This is a genomic window from Futiania mangrovi (genome assembly GCF_024158125.1).
GTDB classification, from domain to species: domain Bacteria; phylum Pseudomonadota; class Alphaproteobacteria; order Futianiales; family Futianiaceae; genus Futiania; species Futiania mangrovi.
The window spans coordinates 271,681-289,553 of the sequence record NZ_JAMZFT010000001.1 but is presented as its reverse complement, the minus strand read 5'-3'; the positions used below and the strand labels follow the sequence as shown (position 1 = coordinate 289,553).

Sequence of the window (17,873 nt, the reverse complement as noted above, 5' to 3'; positions counted from 1 at the left end):
CGAGATGGCCGTCGAGCATGGCCTGAAGCCCGAGGAGTACGAGAAGATCCTGTCGCTGATCGGCCGCGTGCCGACGCTGACGGAGCTTGGCATCTTCTCCGCCATGTGGAACGAGCACTGCTCCTACAAGTCCTCGAAGATCCACCTCAAGACGCTGCCGACCAAGGGGCCGCAGGTCATCTGCGGGCCGGGCGAGAACGCGGGCGTCGTCGACATCGGCGACGGGCTGGCGGTCGTCTTCAAGATGGAGAGCCACAACCACCCGAGCTTCATCGAGCCCTACCAGGGCGCGGCGACCGGCGTGGGCGGCATCCTGCGCGACGTCTTCACCATGGGCGCACGGCCCATCGCGGCGCTCAACGCGCTGCGCTTCGGCGCGCCGGACCATCCGCGCACGCGCCATCTCGTGGCGGGCGTGGTCGAGGGGATCGGCGGCTATGGCAACGCCTTCGGCGTGCCGACGGTGGGCGGAGAGGTAAACTTCCACCCGCGCTACAACGGCAACATCCTCGTCAACGCCATGGCGGTGGGCATCGCGCCGGCCGACAGGATCTTCTATTCGGCGGCGTCGGGCGTGGGGAACCCCATCGTCTACCTCGGCTCCAAGACGGGGCGCGACGGCATCCACGGCGCCTCCATGGCGAGCCAGGAGTTCGACGACGCGACCGAGGAGAAGCGCCCGACCGTGCAGGTGGGCGACCCGTTCTCCGAAAAGCTGCTGCTGGAAGCCTGCCTCGAACTGATGGCGACCGACGCGGTCATCGCGATCCAGGACATGGGGGCGGCGGGCCTCACCTGTTCGGCGGTCGAGATGGGTGCGAAGGGCAATCTCGGCGTGCGTCTCGACCTCGAGCACGTGCCCTGCCGCGAGACCGGCATGACGCCCTACGAGATGATGCTGTCGGAGAGCCAGGAGCGGATGCTCATGGTGCTGCGTCCGGGGCGCGAGGAGGTGGCGGAGGCGATCTTCCGCAAATACGGCCTCGACTTCGCCGTCGTCGGCCACACGACCGACGACAAGCGCTTCCGCATCTGCATGAACGGCGCGGAATACGCCGACCTGCCGATCAAGGAACTGGGCGACGAGGCGCCAGAGTACGACCGGCCCTGGACCGCGCCGGCGGCCCCCGCGCCGCTGGGCGAGGTGGCGCCCGTGCGCGACCTGGGCGAGACCTTGCTGACACTGATCGGCTCGCCCGACCTCTGCTCGCGCCGCTGGGTGTGGGAGCAGTACGATCACCTCGTCCAGGGCAACACGCTGGTGCGTCCCGGCGGCGACGCCGCCGTCGTGCGGATCGAGGGCACGCGCAAGGCGCTGGGCGTGACCTGCGACGTCACCCCCCGCTATGTGGAGGCCGACCCGCGCATTGGCGGCGCGCAGGCGGTGGCGGAGACGTTCCGCAATCTCTGCGCGGTGGGCGCGAAGCCGCTCGCCATCACCGACAACCTGAATTTCGGCAATCCCGAGCGGCCGGAGATCATGGGCCAGTTCGTCGCCGCGATCCGGGGCATCGGGGAGGCGTGCAGTGCGCTCGACACGCCCGTCGTCTCCGGCAATGTCAGCCTCTACAACGAGACGCAGGGCCGCGCGATCCTGCCCACCCCGGCCATCGGCGCCGTGGGCCTGATCGCCGACTGCGACCGCATCGCGACCGTACCCTTCAAGGCCGCGGGCGCGGCGATCGTCCTCATCGGCGCGACCGCGGGCCATCTCGGCCAATCGGTCTACCTGCGCGACGTGCTGGGCCGCGAGGATGGCCCGCCCCCGCCCGTCGATCTGGTGGCGGAGCGGGCGAACGGCGACTTCGTGCGAACCCTCGTCGAGGACGGCACGGTGCGCACGGCGCACGACCTTGCCGACGGCGGCCTGGCCGTTGCGCTGGCAGAGATGGCGATGGCGTCCGGCATCGGCGCGCGCATCCATGCGCTGCCGAGGAAGGTGGCAGCCCATGCCGCTCTCTTCGGCGAGGACCAGGCGCGCTACCTCGTCTGCGTGCCCGAGGGCGAGGCCGAGGGCCTTCTCGCCCGGGCGCGGGACGCCGGCGTTCCGGCGCAGCGCATCGGCACGACGGGCGGCGACGCATTGACCGTCGAGGGCCATCTCTCCATATCCGTTGAGGCGTTGCGGACCGCGCACGAGTCGTGGTTCCCTCGCTTCATGGACGCAAGCTGAGGAGGCAAGGCGCCCGATGGCAATGGATGCCGCCGACATCGAACGGCTGATCAAGGAAAGCTTTCCCGATGCGCAGGTCCGCATCGAGGATCTGGCCGGCGATGGCGACCATTACGCGGCGCACGTCGTGTCCGCGGCCTTCGCGGGCAAGACGCGCGTGCAGCAGCACAAGATGGTCTACGATGCCCTGAAGGGACGGATGGGTGGGGAACTGCACGCGCTCGCGCTGCAGACCTCTGCCCCGGCCTGACAGGACTTTCCAGCAACCACGGTCCGGCCCTTGATCCGGGCATGATGGGAGACGATGACGATGAGTGACAATCCGGCGTTCGACCAGATCCGCAAGGACATTTCCGAAAACGACGTCGTGCTCTTCATGAAGGGCACGCCGGTGTTTCCGCAGTGCGGCTTCTCCAGCCAGGTGGTGCAGGTACTGACCTACCTCGGCGTGAAGTTCAAGGGCGTGAACGTGCTCGACGACATGGAGATCCGCCAGGGAATCAAGGACTTCTCCGACTGGCCGACGATCCCGCAGCTCTATGTGAAGGGTGAGTTCGTGGGCGGCTGCGACATCGTCCGCGAGATGTTCCAGGAAGGCGAGTTGCAGCAGTTCCTGAAGGACAAGGGCATCGCAACGGAGAACGCCGCCTGAGGCGTTCCCGTCACCGCCGCAAGTTCGCACCGCCGGGCCGCCCGCAAGCGCCCGGCGGTTTCGCGTTTCAGGGCGCTTGCGTTCACGGGCGGCTAACACTCCGGCGGCTATAGTGCCCGCATGGCCCGTCCCGCACCCCGCACCGCCCCGGCCCGCGCCGACGACCGCCCGAAGTCGAAGGGCGGCATCGGCACCTTTATCGGCATCCTGATCGCGGGCGCCGTCGGCACGGTCGTGTTCGTCTATCTGAGCGGCATCTTCCCCTATGTCGGGCGGGAGAGCGGCCGCCTCGAAGGTCCTGCTGCCGCGGCGCACTACCAGGCGGGCTTCGTGCCGTCGGAGACCCTGGGTCTCAAGACCTTCTATTACCTGTCCGGCCAGACGGTGTTCGTGGAATATGACGCCGCCATCGCAGCCGGCGCCCTGCGCCTGACCGTGATGCGCGAGGGCATGCCGGAGTCCCTGCGAGAGCATGTGGTGACGGCCAGCGGGCGCGGTCTCTTCGTCGTTCCGATCGCCTCCTCGGGCCTCTACACCATCGGCGTCGCGCCCGTTCCCTCGCCCGAAGACGCTGCGCTGCCGCGCCTGGCCTATACGGTGCATTGGGGCGCGCGCTGAGCGGCTGCCTCCTCTCCGCCTGACACCCACCAATGAAAACGGGGGCCCGAAGGCCCCCGCGTCCGTCTCTGTCCCTGTGCGGGCCGGTCAGCGCGAGTAGAACTCGACGACCAGGTTCGGCTCCATGTGCACCGGGTAGGGAATGTCGCCCAGGCGCGGGATGCGCACGAAGGTCGACGTCATCTTGTTCACGTCGACGTCGACATAGTCGGGGATGTCCCGCTCCGCCGACTGCAGCGCCTCGAGCACCAGCGCCATCTCGCGCGCCTTGCCGCGGATCTCGATCACGTCGCCCGGCTTGCAGCGGAAGCTCGGGATGTTCACCCGGCGGCCGTTGACGTTCACGTGGCCGTGGTTGACGAACTGGCGCGCGGCGAAGACCGTCGGCACGAACTTCGAGCGGTAGACGACCGCGTCCAGGCGGCTCTCCAGCAGGCCCACAAGGTTCTCGCCGGTATCACCCTTGCGCCGCTCCGCCTCGACATAGGTGCGGTGGAACTGCTTCTCGGTGATGTTGCCGTAATAGCCCTTCAGCTTCTGCTTGGCGCGCAGCTGCACGCCGAAGTCGGAGAGCTTGCCCTTGCGGCGCTGGCCGTGCTGGCCGGGGCCGTATTCGCGCTTGTTGACCGGGCTCTTCGGGCGGCCCCAGATGTTCTCGCCCATGCGGCGGTCAAGCTTGTACTTCGCTTCGCTGCGCTTCGACATGTTCAGTCCTTCAAACGAGTGACGTCGTCATCAAAAGTGTTCGCGCCCTCCTCTTCCGAGTCGCCCCGGACGACAGACCGTCGCTTTCTATCGCAGACGGCGCGGGCACGCGTTTCCCGCCGGCCTTATGCGCCGGCGAAGTCGGGGTTTATACGTCCTCGGCGCGAAAAGTCAAACCCCGTCCTCCTCGTCGACGATGGGGCCTGGGTTCTTGATCAGGTGCGCCTTGGTCGCGGGCCGGAACTCGGCCAGCGCACGCACCACGCCGCGCAGTGTGCGCACCTCCTGCGCCGTCAGGTCGGCGCGCTGGAACATGGCGCGGATGTTGCGCATCATGCCGGGCTTCTTTTCCGCCGGGCGCAGGAAGCCCGAGGCGTCGAGTTCCCGCTCCAGGTGGCCGATGAAGCCCTCGAACTCGGCGGCCGGGGCCGGCTCCGGCATCTGGTGCGGCGACCAGTCGACCGCGGCGCGGAACCACTCGTAGCCGTAGAGCAGCACCGCCTGCGCGAGGTTGAGCGAGGCGAATGCAGGGTTCACCGGATAGGTGACGATGGCATGGGCGCGCGCGATGTCCTCGGTCTCGAGCCCCGTCCGCTCCCGTCCGAACAGCACCCCGCACTTCTGCCCGGAGGACATGCGAGAAGCCGCCTCGCGCGTCGCCGTGTCGGGGCCGAGCACCGGCTTCACGAGATCGCGGCCCCGCGCTGTCGTCGCCGCGACCCAGTGCAGGTCGGCGACCGCATCGGCCGTCGTTTCGAAGACCTGCGCGCGCTCCAGCACCTCGACCGCTCCGCTCGCCATCGCGTTCGCACGGTCGTTCGGCCAGCCGTCGCGCGGCGCGACCAGCCGCATCTCGGTCAGGCCGAAGTTCAGCATGGCGCGGGCCGCGGCCCCGATGTTGTCGGCAAGCTGCGGCTCAACGAGTATGATCACGGGCCCCCCCGTGATCGCGAGGGCGGTGCGGTTGGTTCCGGCCATCTGCGGCAAATTCCCCTGCAATGCGAGCCCGCGCCTTCTAACGCCCTTTGGCGTACTTGGCGAGGGGCGCGGCCTCGGCTATGGTCCGCGCGCGATCAAGGCAGGGCGCGCGTTAGGCCGCGTCCTTCAAAGGCAACGCTCAAGGCCCGAGGGATCCATGACGAAAATCAAGGTGGCAAATCCGGTCGTCGAACTGGACGGCGACGAGATGACCCGGATTATCTGGGACTTCATCAAGCAGAAGCTGATCCTGCCCTATCTCGACATCAAGCTGGAGTACTACGACCTCGGGATCGAGTACCGCGACCAGACCAACGACCAGGTCACGGTCGACGCGGCGGAAGCGATCAAGAAGCATGGCGTCGGCGTGAAGTGCGCCACCATCACGCCGGACGAGGCGCGGGTGGAGGAATTCGGCCTGAAGAAGATGTGGAAGTCGCCGAACGGCACGATCCGCAACATCCTGGGCGGCGTCGTCTTCCGCGAGCCGATCATCTGCAAGAACGTGCCGCGCCTCGTCCCGGGCTGGACGCAGCCGATCGTCGTCGGCCGCCACGCCTTCGGCGACCAGTACCGCGCCACCGACTTCGTGGTGCCGGGCAAGGGCAAGCTCACCATCAAGTTCGAGGGCGAAGACGGCCAGGTCATCGAACACGAGGTCTACAACTACCCCGGCGGCGGCGTCGCCATGGCGATGTACAACCTCGACGAGTCGATCCGCGATTTCGCGCGGGCCTGCATGAACTACGGCCTGAACCGCGGCTGGCCGGTCTATCTGTCGACCAAGAACACCATCCTCAAGGCCTATGACGGCCGCTTCAAGGACCTGTTCCAGGAAGTGTTCGAGAAGGACTTCCAGAAGAAGTTCGAGGACGCCGGCATCACCTACGAGCATCGCCTGATCGACGACATGGTCGCCTGCGCGATGAAGTGGTCGGGCGCCTTCGTCTGGGCGTGCAAGAACTACGACGGCGACGTGCAGTCCGACACGGTCGCGCAAGGGTTCGGCTCGCTCGGCCTGATGACCTCCGTGCTGATGACGCCGGACGGCAAGACGGTCGAGGCGGAAGCGGCCCACGGCACGGTCACGCGCCACTACCGCCTTCACCAGCAAGGCAAGGAGACGTCGACCAACTCTATCGCCTCGATCTTCGCCTGGACGCGCGGCCTCGCGCACCGCGCGAAACTCGACGACAACGCGGAACTGGCGCGCTTCGCCACGACGCTGGAGAAGGTGTGCATCGACACGGTCGAGGCCGGCTACATGACGAAGGATCTCGCGCTCCTCGTCGGACCGGACCAGAAGTGGCTCTCCACGACCGGCTTCCTCGACAAGATCGACGAGAACCTTCAGAAGGCGCTGGGCTGACGGGCCTACCCGCTTCGTGGTTTGCTTGGGGGCCCGGCGGGTTGTCCGCCGGGCCCCTTTGCTTTCTGCCGAGGAGGAGGAAGGACCATGAGCGCCCCAACAGATGCCGTCCTGACGGGCGGATGCCAGTGCGGGGCCGTGCGCTACGCGCTCGACGCCATCCCCGACACGCCCTCGATCTGTCATTGCCGGATGTGCCAGAAGGCTTTCGGCGCGCCGTTCGCCGCGCTTGCGGGGCTCGACGCACACCACTTTCATGTGACGCGCGGGGAGATTGCCGTATTCAAGTCGTCGGAGGCTGGCCGGCGGGGGTTCTGCCGGCTGTGCGGCACGCCCTTGACCTATGCTGTTGCAGGCCGGCCGCGCATCGCCGTGTCCATCGGCAGTCTCGACGACCCGGAGCGGGTGCCGCCGGTCATGCAGGAGGGCGTCGAGAGCCGCCTCCCCTGGTTCGAGACACTGCACCTTTTGCCCGGCCGCACGACCGAGGCCTCCATGCCCGCGGACCTTCTTGCCCGGCTCGAGAGCCTTCAGGCACCCGACCGCGACTGACCCCGGGCCCGCCCCCCCGGTGCCCGGCGACGCTCAGGCCGCCACGCGCGCCGCAAGCGCGGCCTGCAGCGCCTCGATCGCCTTGGCCGCGTCCGCCCCGTTCGGGCCGCCCGCCTGCGCCATGTCGGGGCGGCCGCCGCCGCCCTTGCCGCCCAGCGCCTCGGCCCCGACGCGCACGAGGTCGACCGCGCTCAGCGTGCCGGTCAGGTCGTCGGTCACACCGATGGCAACCGCCGCCTTGCCCTCGTTGACCGCGACATAGGCAACGACGCCGGAACCCAGGTCGCGCTTGGCATCGTCGACGAGGCCGCGCAGATCCTTCGGGTTCACGCCGTCGAGCACCCGGCCGAGGAAGCGGATACCGCCAACCTCCACCGGCGCGGACGCCGTCGCCCCGCCCCCGCCGCCGCCCAGGGCCAGCGCGCGTTTCGCATCCGCGAGTTCCCGCTCGAGCCGGCGGCGCTCCTCCATCAGCGAGACGACGCGGCCCGGCAGTTCCTGCGGCGTGGTCTTGAGCGCCGCGGCGGCCTCGCGCGCGGCTCGCTCCTGCTCAACCAGGTAACGGCGCGCGCCTTCGCCCGTCAGCGCCTCGATCCGGCGCACGCCCGACGCAACCGCGCCTTCCGAGACGATCTTGAACAGCGCGATGTCGCCGGTGCGCCGCACATGCGTGCCGCCGCACAGTTCGACCGAATAGATGCCGGTCGGCTTCTCCGCGTCCGCGCCCATGGAGAGGACGCGGACCTCCTCGCCGTACTTCTCCCCGAAAAGGGCGAGCGCGCCGGCCTCGATCGCGTCCTCCGGCGCCATCAGGCGGGTGCCCACCTCCTCGTTCTGGCGGACGACACGGTTGACGATGGCCTCGACCTGCTCGACCTCCTCCGCCGTCATGGGCTTGGGGTGGCTGAAGTCGAAGCGCAACCGCTCCGCCGACACAAGCGAGCCCTTCTGCGTCACGTGATCGCCCAGCACGCGGCGCAGCGCCTCGTGCACCAGGTGCGTCGCGGAGTGATTGGCGCGGATTGCCGTGCGCCGCGCAGCGTCGATCTCGAGCGCCAGTTCCGCGCCCACCTCGAGCGTGCCGTCCTCCACGCGCACGCGGTGGACGTGCAGGTCGCCCGCGCGCTTGACCGTATCGAGCACAGAGAGCCGAACGCCGTTTCCGTGCATCGCACCGGAGTCGCCGACCTGTCCGCCCGATTCCGCATAGAACGGCGTCTGGTTGAGCACGACCTCGGCCTCGCCGCCCCTGGCCACGCTCGCCACTTCCTTGCCGGACTGCACCAGCGCCTCGACGCGGCCCTCCGCCCGCTCGGCCTCGTAGCCCAGGAAGTCCGTGCCGCCTACGCGGTCGCGGATGGTGAACCACACCGCCTCCGTCGCCGCCTCGCCGGAGCCTGCCCAATGGGCGCGCGCCTCCGCCTTCTGGCGTGCCATTTCACGGTTGAAGCCGTCGGTATCGACCTTCAGCCCGCGCCCGCGAAGCACGTCCTGCGTCAGGTCCAGCGGGAAACCATAGGTATCGTAAAGCTTGAACGCCACATCGCCGCGCAGCGTGCCGCTCGCGGCGAGATCCGCGACCTCCTCGTCGAGCAGCCGCAGACCCCGGTCGAGCGTGCGGCGGAACCGGCTCTCCTCGAGCTTCAGCGTCTCCGTCACCAGCGCCTGCGCACGGCCAAGCTCCGGGAAGGCATCTCCCATGGCGCGCACCAACGCGGGCACCAGCTTCCACATCAGCGGTTCGTCAACGCCCAGCATGTGCGCATGGCGCATGGCGCGCCGCATGATCCGCCGCAGCACATAGCCGCGTCCCTCGTTCGAGGGCAGCACGCCGTCGGCGATCAGGAAGCAGGACGCGCGCAGATGGTCGGCGATCACGCGGTGGCTCGTCCTGTGCGGGCCGTCCGGATCGGTACCGGACGCCTGCGCCGACGCCACGATCAGGCTGCGGAGCAGGTCCGTGTCGTAATTGTCGTGCTTGCCCTGGAGAACGGCGCCGACGCGCTCGAGCCCCATGCCGGTGTCGATCGAGGGCTTGGGCAGGGCCACGCGCGCGCCGCCCTCCTTCTGCTCGAACTGCATGAAGACGAGGTTCCAGATCTCGATAAAGCGGTCGCCGTCCTCGTCCGGGCTACCGGGCGGTCCGCCGGGAATGCCCTCGCCATGGTCGAAGAAGATCTCGGAACAGGGTCCGCACGGGCCCGTGTCTCCCATCTGCCAGAAATTGTCCGACGTCGCGATCCGGATGATGCGGCTCTCGGGCAGGCCTGCGACCTTGCGCCAGAGATCGTAGGCCTCGTCATCCTCGGCATAGACGGTGGCGAGCAGACGATCCTTCGGCAGGCCGAACTCCTGCGTCACCAGCCGCCAGGCGAAGTCGATCGCGTCCGCCTTGAAATAGTCACCGAAGGAGAAGTTCCCCAGCATCTCGAAGAACGTGTGGTGGCGCGCGGTGTAGCCGACATTGTCGAGGTCGTTGTGCTTGCCGCCCGCGCGCACGCATTTCTGCGAGGTCGCCGCACGGTTGTACGCGCGCGTCTCGAGCCCGGTGAACACGTTCTTGAACTGCACCATGCCGGCGTTCGTGAACAGCAGCGAGGGATCGTTGTGCGGCACGAGTGGCGAGGACGCCACGACCTGGTGTCCGTTCTTCTCGAAGAACTCGAGGAACGTGCGGCGGATGTCGCTCAGGCTGCTCATGTCGATCGGCACCTCGTCTGGCCCGGCCCGCCACCGGGCCGGGGATTGCGCAAGCCCGCCTGTCATATCGGTGCGGCGGCACGCCGTCCAGACGCACCGTTGCTGCAGGCCACGGGCGCAAGGATATCGCGCGCGCGGACGCCGGTTTCAACCCGGGAGGACGGTGCGGGCAGCGGCCGGATCAGCCCTCGGCGGCCGCGTCCTCGTCGCCCTCCTCGTCGCCCATGATCTTGTTGGAGATCAGGCCTGCATTCGCGCGGATCGCCTGCTCGATCTCCGCCGCCATGTCGGAATTGTCGCGCAGGAACTGCTTGGCGTTTTCCCGGCCCTGCCCGATGCGCTGGCTGTTGTAGGAGAACCAGGAGCCCGACTTCTCCACGATGCCGGCCTTCACGCCGAGGTCGATCAACTCTCCCATCTTGGAGATGCCCTCGCCGTACATGATGTCGAACTCGATCACCTTGAACGGCGGGGCGACCTTGTTCTTCACCACCTTCACGCGGGTCTGGTTGCCGACGATCTCGTCCCGGTCCTTGATCGCGCCGATGCGGCGGATGTCGAGACGCACCGAGGCATAGAACTTCAGCGCGTTGCCGCCCGTCGTCGTCTCCGGCGAACCGAACATCACCCCGATCTTCATGCGGATCTGGTTGATGAAGAGCACCATGCAGTGCGAGCGTGAAATGGACGCGGTGAGCTTGCGCAGCGCCTGGCTCATCAGGCGGGCCTGCAGGCCGGGCAGGCTGTCGCCCATCTCGCCCTCGAGTTCGGCCTTGGGCGTCAGCGCGGCGACGGAGTCGATCACCACAACCGAGACGGCGCCAGAACGCACCAGCGTGTCGGCGATCTCCAGCGCCTGCTCGCCCGTATCGGGCTGCGAGATGATCAGTTCGCCCACATCCACGCCCAGCTTGCGCGCATAGCCGGGGTCCAGCGCATGCTCGGCGTCGACGAAGGCGCAGATGCCCCCCTTCTTCTGCGCCTCGGCGACCACGTGAAGCGCGAGCGTCGTCTTGCCGGAGCTTTCCGGCCCATAGACCTCGATCACGCGGCCCATGGGCAGGCCGCCCACGCCCAGAGCGATGTCGAGCCCCAGCGAGCCGGTGGAGACGACGTCGACCGCCTGCACCTCGTTCTGGCCGAGCTTCATGATGGAGCCCTTGCCGAACGCGCGTTCGATCTGCGAGAGCGCGGCTTCGAGTGCCTTCTGCTTGTCCATGCCGCCCTTTTCTCCCCCGCCTTCGATCAACCGGAAACTGCCCTGGCCCATTGCCGTCCCTTTCCTCTCACAGCTCGCGAGTCGTCGCAACAGCCGCAAGTGTGCATAATTTGTTCCTGCGAACAAGTGTGGAACATGGGCGCGCGCGCTTCGTCCGTGCTCCGCTCAGGCGTTGAGCACGTCCTTGACGGTCGCAGCGAGCTGCTTGAGCGAGAAGGGTTTCGGCAGGAATGTGAAATTCTCGTCTTTTTTCAGGCTCTTGCGGAAAGCATCCTCGGCATAGCCGGAAATGAAGATGATCCGCATGTCCGGCCGCGATTTCCGCGCGGCCGCGACGAGGGTCGGGCCGTCCATGGTCGGCATCACCACGTCGGAGATCAGCAGGTCGATTCGTCCCGGATGCTCCTGCACGATCTCGAGGGCGGCCTCGCCCCCGTCGGCCTCGAGCACGTGATAGCCGCGCGTGGTGAGAGCCCGCACCGCGAAGGAGCGGACCGCCGTCTCGTCCTCCACCAGCAGGATCGTGCCGCGGCCCGTCAGGTCCTGGCGCGCCGGCGGCGCCTCCTCGGCGGCAGGCGCGGCCTTCTGTTCTTCCTCGTGGCGCGGCAGGTAGATGTCGAAGGTTGTGCCCTTGCCCACCTCGGAGACCGGGAAGACGAATCCCCCCGTCTGCTTGATGATGCCATAGACCGTCGAGAGGCCTAGGCCCGTGCCCTTGCCCACCTCCTTCGTGGTGAAGAAGGGTTCGAAAATCTTGCCCAGGTTTTCCTTCGGGATCCCGGTGCCCGTATCGGTGACGGAGATGCAGACATAGTCCGCAGGCGGCATCAGCGGGTGCCCCAGCACACGCACCTCGTCGGCGCTGACATTGCGGGTGGCGATCGTGAGTGTGCCACCCTCGGGCATCGCATCGCGCGCGTTGACCGCGAGATTGATGACGACCTGCTCGAACTGGCCCTGGTCGACCTTCACGAGACCCAGGTCGCGCCCGTGGATCATCTTCAGGTGAATGGTCCCGCCGATCAGGCGCGACAGCAGGTTCGAGAGGTCGGCCAGCGTGTCGGTCAGCTGGAGCACCTTCGGCCTGAGCGTCTGCTGGCGCGAGAAGGCCAGCAGCTGACGCACGAGATTGGCCGCGCGGTTGGCGTTCTGCTTGATCTGCATGACGTCGCCGAAGGACGGGTCGCCGGGTTCGTGCCGGACCAGCAGCAGGTCGCAGAACCCGATGATCGCGGTCAGCAGATTGTTGAAGTCATGGGCGATGCCGCCGGCCAGCTGACCCACGGCCTGCATCTTCTGCGACTGGGCGAATTGCAACTCCAGCGACTTCTGCTCGGTCGTGTCGATCAGGTAGACGATGACCCCGGTGACGTCCGCCTCCTCGATGCGGCTGGCGTAAAGCTGGGCGACGCGGCCGGTGCGCGGGAAGCGCACCTCGGCGGGCGCGTCGAAGCGCTTGCCTTCCCAGGCGTCCCTGAGCCGCAGGGCAACCTCGGCCACATCCTCCGGCGCGAGCGCATCCGTCAGCCTGCGCGTCTCCCCTTCGCCGGTCAGGCGCACGAAACCGCGATTCCATTCGATCACGGCACCATCGGGCTCGGCCACCACGATGCCGATGGGTGTCTGGTTGAGGAAGCGCACGAGATGGCCGTCGCCGCTCTCCTCGGCGCCGGTGCCGGTCCCTCCCAGCACCTCTCCCGGCAGCACGAGGGCGAGGATGCGGCCGGGTACCTCGCCGCTCTCCCGCTCGAGATGCAGAAGCAGGCGCACCGGTCTGCCCGCCATGCTGCCGCCCGCGTCCTCACCCCCCGGCAGGACGGTGTCACGCACCACGACGGTGTCCCAGGTCTCGGGCGTCTCCTCGGCAAGCGTGGGGAACAGGTCCGTGAGACGCAGCCCGTCGGTGCAAGCTGCCGCGGCGCGTCCTGTCCAGTCCGCGAGACGCGCGTTCAGCGCCATTACCTGCCCCTGCAGGTCGGCTGTGAACGCCCCCACCGGCAGATGATCGAGATCGCCCGGTGCCGCCTCCGCTTGCGGGGCTGCCGTGTCCGGGCGCAACGTGATCCGCCACAGCGCGCGGCCCGTTCCTCCCGGAAGAGGCCCGACCGCGAGATCCACGCGCGCGGTACCGCCATCGCGGGCAAGCGTCACCTCGGCCTCGGCCACCTCTCCCTCGCGCATTGCGCGGAACAGGCGGTAGAGCGGCTCGGCACTGTCCGGCTCCGGCACCAGCAGCCGGTCGATCGCCGGCGCGCCGGAGACCGGGAACAGCGCCCGGAACGCGGCATTGACGGTGAGCAGCCGCCCCGCCTTGTCGCTGACCGCCATTCCGTCGGCCGAAACCGACAGCGCGGTGGCCAGCGCCCGCTCCGCCTCCGCTGCGCCGCGCGCGGTGGTTCGGGTGCGCAAGGTGTCCGCCGCCACGAGAAAGGCCAGCAGCACCAGCGCCACCGCAAGCGATACCGTGCGGAGCCCCGCATCCTCAGAGTTGACGAGCAGCGCCGCGCTGACCGCGACCGCGAGAACGAGGCCGCCAACGCCGAACCAGGCTGTGAAGTCGCGGCCGCCGGCAACGGCCCCGCGGCCGGCGCTATCCTTCTGCAGCATGTCTTCGGCCTGGCTCACCTGGGTCGCCCTGTCGCGCGTCGCGGCGGGCGATGAATCGCCCCGTGAAAGAGTGCGCCGGACCATTCTGAACCTCAAGCCGCCTGTCGCCGCACCGGCGCACCGCCCCCGGCGCTCACGTTCGGCGGGCGTAACTTAACGAATGGTTAATGGCATGGCTGCCCCGAGGTATGCGCGGCAAGGCCGTCTCAGGGTCTTGCCTGGGACAGCGTCTCAAGGGCTGCGCGCAAGACCCGGATATCTTGGGCACTCCCAGGCTCCGCATTGCCCAGGAGAACCGCCGCGAGCGCATCGATCCGCGGCCCGTCGCGCGCTCCGGCCTGTGCCGGAAGCGGGGCGAGACGTTCCGCCACGACATCGGCGCGGGCACCGCTGCGAATCAAGGCTACGGCAGCCCGCCGGGCCAGCGTGCCCGTATCCGGGCCGCCGTCCTGTCCTGCTGCGCCCGTCTCTCCGGCCCGGTAGGCCGCCCTCTGGACAAGGAGCGTGTTTGCAGCGTCGGCCGCCTCACCCCACGCCTCCCCCTGCCAGGCGATCTCTGCGCGCACCGCAAGCAGCGATGCCACATCGCCTGCGTCCGCCTCTCCGATTGCTGCCAGCGCCTCGTCCGTGCGCCCCGCAGCAGCGAGAGCACGCGCGCCGAGGAGACGTGCAGCGTGCCGGTCCTCCTGCGGGTGCGCGCCCGCCTCCGCCCGCGCCGCCCAGGTGAGGGCACGTTCCGGATCGCCCGCTGCGAGCGCCGCCCGCGCAGCGCGCAGCGCCAGGCACGGCCCTTGCGGGCGCGCCTCGGGCAGGTCGGCGGCACGCATCAGGACGCGCGCGGCCGCATCGGGAAGACCGAGCCGCGACAGAGTGCCGGCGAACCCTTCGAGCAGGCCCAGCCGGTTCGGCGCACCCTCCACGAGGTCGCGGTGCGCAAGGACGAGTTCGGCAGCCGCAATCGGCGACAGCGGGACCGCGTCCCCCGGGCCCGGCAGGAGCAGGTGCCCAAGATCGTCCGCCGCCGCATGCGCCAGCGCCTGCCGCCAGGGTCCGGGCGGCGCCGTCGCGCGGGCCCGTGCCGCGGCCTCGAAGGCGGCAAGCGGCGCGCCGTCGCGGCGTGCCTGTTCTGCCGCGGCGGCCCAGATCTCGGCAGCGAGGCTGCCTTCGGCATCCCGGGCAAGCCCGTGCAGGGCAGCCCGGCGGCCGGACATCGGCGCGTCCCGCAGGGCGAGGCGCAGATAGGCCGCCTCGGCCGCCCCGTTCGGCCCCTCTGCCACCTCCGCCCCGGCAAGCGCCTGCCGCGCCGCACCCGTGTCGCCGACGACCAACGCCACCCGGGCGGAAGCGACCGGCGGAAGCGGGTATACGCGGCCCGTCTCGCCCAGCAGCCGCGCGAGTGCGGCATCGGCGGTCAGTGTCGCGGCGCGCGCGGCACCGGCCAGCAATTCTTCGGCGAACGCCTCGGGATAGAGGGCCAGAACCCCGCCCAGCGCCTTGGGGCCGAGGGCGGCCAGCTCCCGCCCGGCTCCCTGCCAGTCGCCGCGGCGCACGGCTGCGAGCGCGCGCCACAAGCGCGCGTGGCGGTCGTGCGCCAGCGCCGGGATGGACAGCGCGCGCAGCGCCTCCGTCACCTGCCCGGCCTGCATCCGGGCCGCCCCCGCGAGAAGCGACCGCGCTGCCGGCTGCAGCGCCGTTCCGGTCAGCGTCTCCAGGTGACCAAGCGCCTCCGCACCCTCTCCATAGGCGAGATGAAACCGGACGAGCGCGAGACGGCGGTCCGGCGTCTCTTCTTCCGGCGCCTCCAGGAGCGCCGTTTCGAGCGCATGGCGGCGCGGCCAGTAGGCGGCATCGGCCCCGCCGGCCCAGCCCTTGAGGTCCATGGCAAGAATGTCCGTCGCCCCCGCCGATGCACTGTCGGCCCGGGCCGGTCCGGCGCATGCGAGGAACGCGGCGGCCAGCAGGGCTGCGGCGCGGGGCGCGGTCACGACGGGTTGCCGTCCCGTCCGGCGGCGGCAAGGCCTGCGCGCGCGGCGAGACGGCGGGTCAGGTCGCGCGCGCGCTCTTCCGGCAGGTGGCCGAGGATGGGGCCGAGCTTCATCGGAGGCAGCCGCGCGGCGATGTCCTCGGCCAGAGCGGGCGAAAGACCGGCCAGCACGGCGGCTGCTTCGCGCGGGCGCATGGCGCCATAGGCACGGGCGAGCGCATCGGCCTCTGCGTTCCGGCTCCGGTCGAGGGCGGCCCGGGCGGCGGAGATGCGTCGCCCCTCGGCCTCGAGTGCGTCGATCCTGCGTGCGATCTCATGCGCGAGCGTTTCCAGCTCCCGCGCCTTGAGGTCGAGCGCGGCTTCCCGCCGGTCCAGGTCGGCCGCCCGGCGCGCGAGCCCCTCATGCAGGGCCTCCTGGTCGGGGGTCAGGTAGCCCGCCTCCTCAGCCGCACCGGGAGCCACAGCCAGCAACCAGGCCCCGGCCACGCAGAGAGCCGTGAGGACGAAGACGAACCGGAACCGCACCATCAGGCCGCATCCTCGCCGCGCGCCGCCGCAGCCTCCCCGGCCAGCGCGCGCACGACGGTCACAGAGGCCCTGCTGCCCGTGCGGCCCGCCGTTCCGGTATGCAGCGGCACGCCGCCCGCCCGCAACACGACCTCGCCGTCGGGCATCGCGCCGAACATCAGCGTGTCGCCGACCTTGAGCCGGCACAGGTCGCCGAGCGGTACGGTGCGCTCGTCGAGCACCGCCTCGATCTCGACCTCGGTCCGCCAGACCTCTCCCGCAAGGTGGCTCTCCCAGATCTTGTCGCGGCCGAACTTCTCGCCCATGAACATCTGCAGCAGGACCTCGCGCACAGGCTCCAGCGTCGCATGCGGCAACAGCAGGTCCATGCGGCCGCCGCGCTTCTCGAAGTCGATCTTGAGGCGCACGAGGACGCAGGCGTTCGACGGCCGGTCGATCGCGGCGAAACGAGGGTTCGTCTCGGTCCGGTCGAGGGTGAAATGGACGTCCGCAAGCGGCTTGAATGCCTGCCCAAGGTCGTCCAGCGTCGCGGTGACGAGGCGCTCCACGAGGCGGCGCTCCAGCGTGGAGAACGGCCGTCCGTCGGGGTCCACCGCCCTCCCGCCACGGCGCCCGCCGAGCAGGATGTCCACCACGGCGTAGATCAGGCCAGAATCGAGCGTGAAGAGCGCGTGATTGTCCCACTCCGTCGCCTTGAAGACCGCCATCAGCGTCGGCACCGGCACCTGTTCGGTATAGTCTCCGAAGCGCACCGACGAGATGCTCTCGATGTCGACCTCCACCGAACCTGCGGTCAGCGTGCGCAGCGAGCCGGTGAGCAGGCGGACCAGCCGGTCGAAAACGATCTCCAGCATGGGTAGCCGCTCGTAGGAGACCAGCGAGGAATTGACGATCGCCGCAAGGCTTCCGGACCCGCCGGCGGCGTCCTCCGCCCCCTCGTCGGACCAGTCTCCCCCGGCGTCGAGATCGAACCCCATCAGGCTGTCGATCTCGTCCTGGTTCAGGATGCGGCCCACCCCGTCGCCCATGCCGTCATCCGTGCCGGCGTCGGCTGCCGCGTCGGGCGCAAGCTCGTCGAGGAACTCGTCGGTGAGCAGGCTGTTCCCGAGCATGGATCTGCGCTCTTCCTCGAGCGCGGCCGCCCAGGCATCGAGCATCTTGGCGTCGTCTGCGCTCATTGCACCAGAAGCTCCCGGATCAGAACGCCTTCGACCCGGCCCGCCCCGAGGACCAGCGCCGCGCGCCGGGCCAGTTCGTCCTTCACGCGCTGCGTGCCCGCCGCACCCGACAGGTCCACGGGACGCAGGGCGCGCAAGCCGGTCTGGAAACTGTCGGTGAGGCGCGCAAGCCGTGCCGCGTCGCGCTGCTGCGCGGCGCCGCCGGCGAGTTCGAGAGAGACCGCGAGGCGCAGATAGACCGGACGCTCTGCCGGAGAATCGAGCGTCACGAGCATGTCGGGCAGATCCCAGGCCGCGCGCAAGGGCGCGCCCTGCCCGGCGGCACCGCCTGCCGGGTGCATCGCGTCGATCCGGCCCGCGCCATAGCCGATGAGCGCGCCGAGTGCGAGCCACGCCATGGGCAGCGCGGCAAGCAGCAGCCGGCGCCCCGGCGTCAGCCGGTGCCATCGTGAAAGGAAAACGGAGCCGGTCGCCCGGTCCGCGGCCAGATCGGTCATGGCAGGGCCATCCCGTCGCTTGCGGTTCCACGCCGACACATCCACGCGAACGGGACACGTCAGGCGCACGCCGCCAGCATGGGGCGGGGCGGGTTAACGTTCCGTTTGCATTA

At 69.3% G+C, this 17,873-nt stretch carries 15 protein-coding genes; 6 read left to right on the top strand and 9 right to left on the bottom strand.

Annotation, left to right across the window (positions count from 1 at the left end; all coding sequences use genetic code 11):
- Positions 1-4 precede the first annotated feature (4 nt).
- From purL to NJQ99_RS01350, 4 genes are all read left to right on the top strand, one after another.
- Positions 5-2,173, top strand: a complete 2,169-nt coding sequence (gene purL, locus NJQ99_RS01365; RefSeq protein ID WP_269332055.1) for a phosphoribosylformylglycinamidine synthase subunit PurL — start codon at positions 5-7, stop codon at positions 2,171-2,173.
- A gap of 16 nt (positions 2,174-2,189) precedes the next feature.
- Complete coding sequence (locus NJQ99_RS01360) at positions 2,190-2,423, top strand: BolA family protein (protein ID WP_269331009.1); 234 nt, start codon at positions 2,190-2,192, stop codon at positions 2,421-2,423.
- 60 nt (positions 2,424-2,483) lie between these two features.
- Entirely contained in the window at positions 2,484-2,825 is a 342-nt protein-coding gene (gene grxD, locus NJQ99_RS01355) for a Grx4 family monothiol glutaredoxin (protein ID WP_269331008.1), read from the top strand.
- 120 nt (positions 2,826-2,945) lie between these two features.
- Positions 2,946-3,443, top strand: a complete 498-nt coding sequence (locus NJQ99_RS01350) for a hypothetical protein (RefSeq protein ID WP_269331007.1) — start codon at positions 2,946-2,948, stop codon at positions 3,441-3,443.
- 87 nt (positions 3,444-3,530) lie between these two features.
- On the opposite strand, the gene rpsD is transcribed toward NJQ99_RS01350, so the two are convergent.
- Positions 3,531-4,148 carry a 30S ribosomal protein S4 gene (gene rpsD, locus NJQ99_RS01345; RefSeq protein ID WP_269331006.1) on the bottom strand — a complete coding sequence of 206 codons (618 nt, stop codon included), beginning with the start codon at positions 4,146-4,148 and terminating at the stop codon, positions 3,531-3,533.
- A 171-nt stretch (positions 4,149-4,319) separates the two neighbouring features.
- Positions 4,320-5,126 carry an RNA methyltransferase gene (locus NJQ99_RS01340; RefSeq protein ID WP_269331005.1) on the bottom strand — a complete coding sequence of 269 codons (807 nt, stop codon included), beginning with the start codon at positions 5,124-5,126 and terminating at the stop codon, positions 4,320-4,322.
- A gap of 157 nt (positions 5,127-5,283) precedes the next feature.
- On the opposite strand from NJQ99_RS01340, the gene NJQ99_RS01335 reads away from it, so the two are divergent.
- Both NJQ99_RS01335 and NJQ99_RS01330 read left to right on the top strand, forming a co-directional pair.
- Positions 5,284-6,495 (top strand): NADP-dependent isocitrate dehydrogenase, encoded by a 1,212-nt coding sequence (locus NJQ99_RS01335; RefSeq protein ID WP_269331004.1) that lies wholly within the window; start codon positions 5,284-5,286, stop codon positions 6,493-6,495.
- 87 nt (positions 6,496-6,582) lie between these two features.
- Positions 6,583-7,047, top strand: a complete 465-nt coding sequence (locus NJQ99_RS01330) for a GFA family protein (RefSeq protein ID WP_269331003.1) — start codon at positions 6,583-6,585, stop codon at positions 7,045-7,047.
- A 33-nt stretch (positions 7,048-7,080) separates the two neighbouring features.
- Here NJQ99_RS01330 and alaS read toward each other — a convergent pair whose 3' ends face one another.
- The 7 genes from alaS to NJQ99_RS01295 all read right to left on the bottom strand — a co-directional run bounded on the left by alaS (position 7,081) and on the right by NJQ99_RS01295 (position 17,760).
- Positions 7,081-9,747 carry an alanine--tRNA ligase gene (gene alaS, locus NJQ99_RS01325; protein ID WP_269331002.1) on the bottom strand — a complete coding sequence of 889 codons (2,667 nt, stop codon included), beginning with the start codon at positions 9,745-9,747 and terminating at the stop codon, positions 7,081-7,083.
- A gap of 181 nt (positions 9,748-9,928) precedes the next feature.
- Positions 9,929-11,017 (bottom strand): recombinase RecA, encoded by a 1,089-nt coding sequence (gene recA, locus NJQ99_RS01320; RefSeq protein ID WP_269331001.1) that lies wholly within the window; start codon positions 11,015-11,017, stop codon positions 9,929-9,931.
- Positions 11,018-11,131: 114 nt separating this feature from the next.
- Positions 11,132-13,591: a response regulator gene (locus NJQ99_RS01315; protein ID WP_269331000.1), complete on the bottom strand. Its 2,460-nt coding sequence runs from the start codon at positions 13,589-13,591 to the stop codon at positions 11,132-11,134.
- A 188-nt stretch (positions 13,592-13,779) separates the two neighbouring features.
- Positions 13,780-15,558, bottom strand: coding sequence for a hypothetical protein (locus tag NJQ99_RS01310; protein WP_269330999.1), 1,779 nt, complete (start codon positions 15,556-15,558; stop codon positions 13,780-13,782).
- On the bottom strand, positions 15,555-16,085 hold the full coding sequence (locus tag NJQ99_RS01305; RefSeq protein WP_269330998.1) for a MotE family protein: 531 nt from the start codon (positions 16,083-16,085) through the stop codon (positions 15,555-15,557). Before NJQ99_RS01305 ends, NJQ99_RS01310 begins: the two co-directional genes overlap by 4 nt.
- The gene (fliM, locus tag NJQ99_RS01300; protein ID WP_331283228.1) at positions 16,085-17,263 is read right to left on the bottom strand and encodes a flagellar motor switch protein FliM; all 1,179 of its coding nucleotides are present in this window, start codon (positions 17,261-17,263) and stop codon (positions 16,085-16,087) included. Before fliM ends, NJQ99_RS01305 begins: the two co-directional genes overlap by 1 nt.
- Positions 17,260-17,760 (bottom strand): flagellar basal body-associated FliL family protein, encoded by a 501-nt coding sequence (locus NJQ99_RS01295; RefSeq protein WP_269330997.1) that lies wholly within the window; start codon positions 17,758-17,760, stop codon positions 17,260-17,262. The genes fliM and NJQ99_RS01295 overlap by 4 nt, the downstream gene beginning before the upstream one ends.
- Positions 17,761-17,873: the final 113 nt, after the last annotated feature.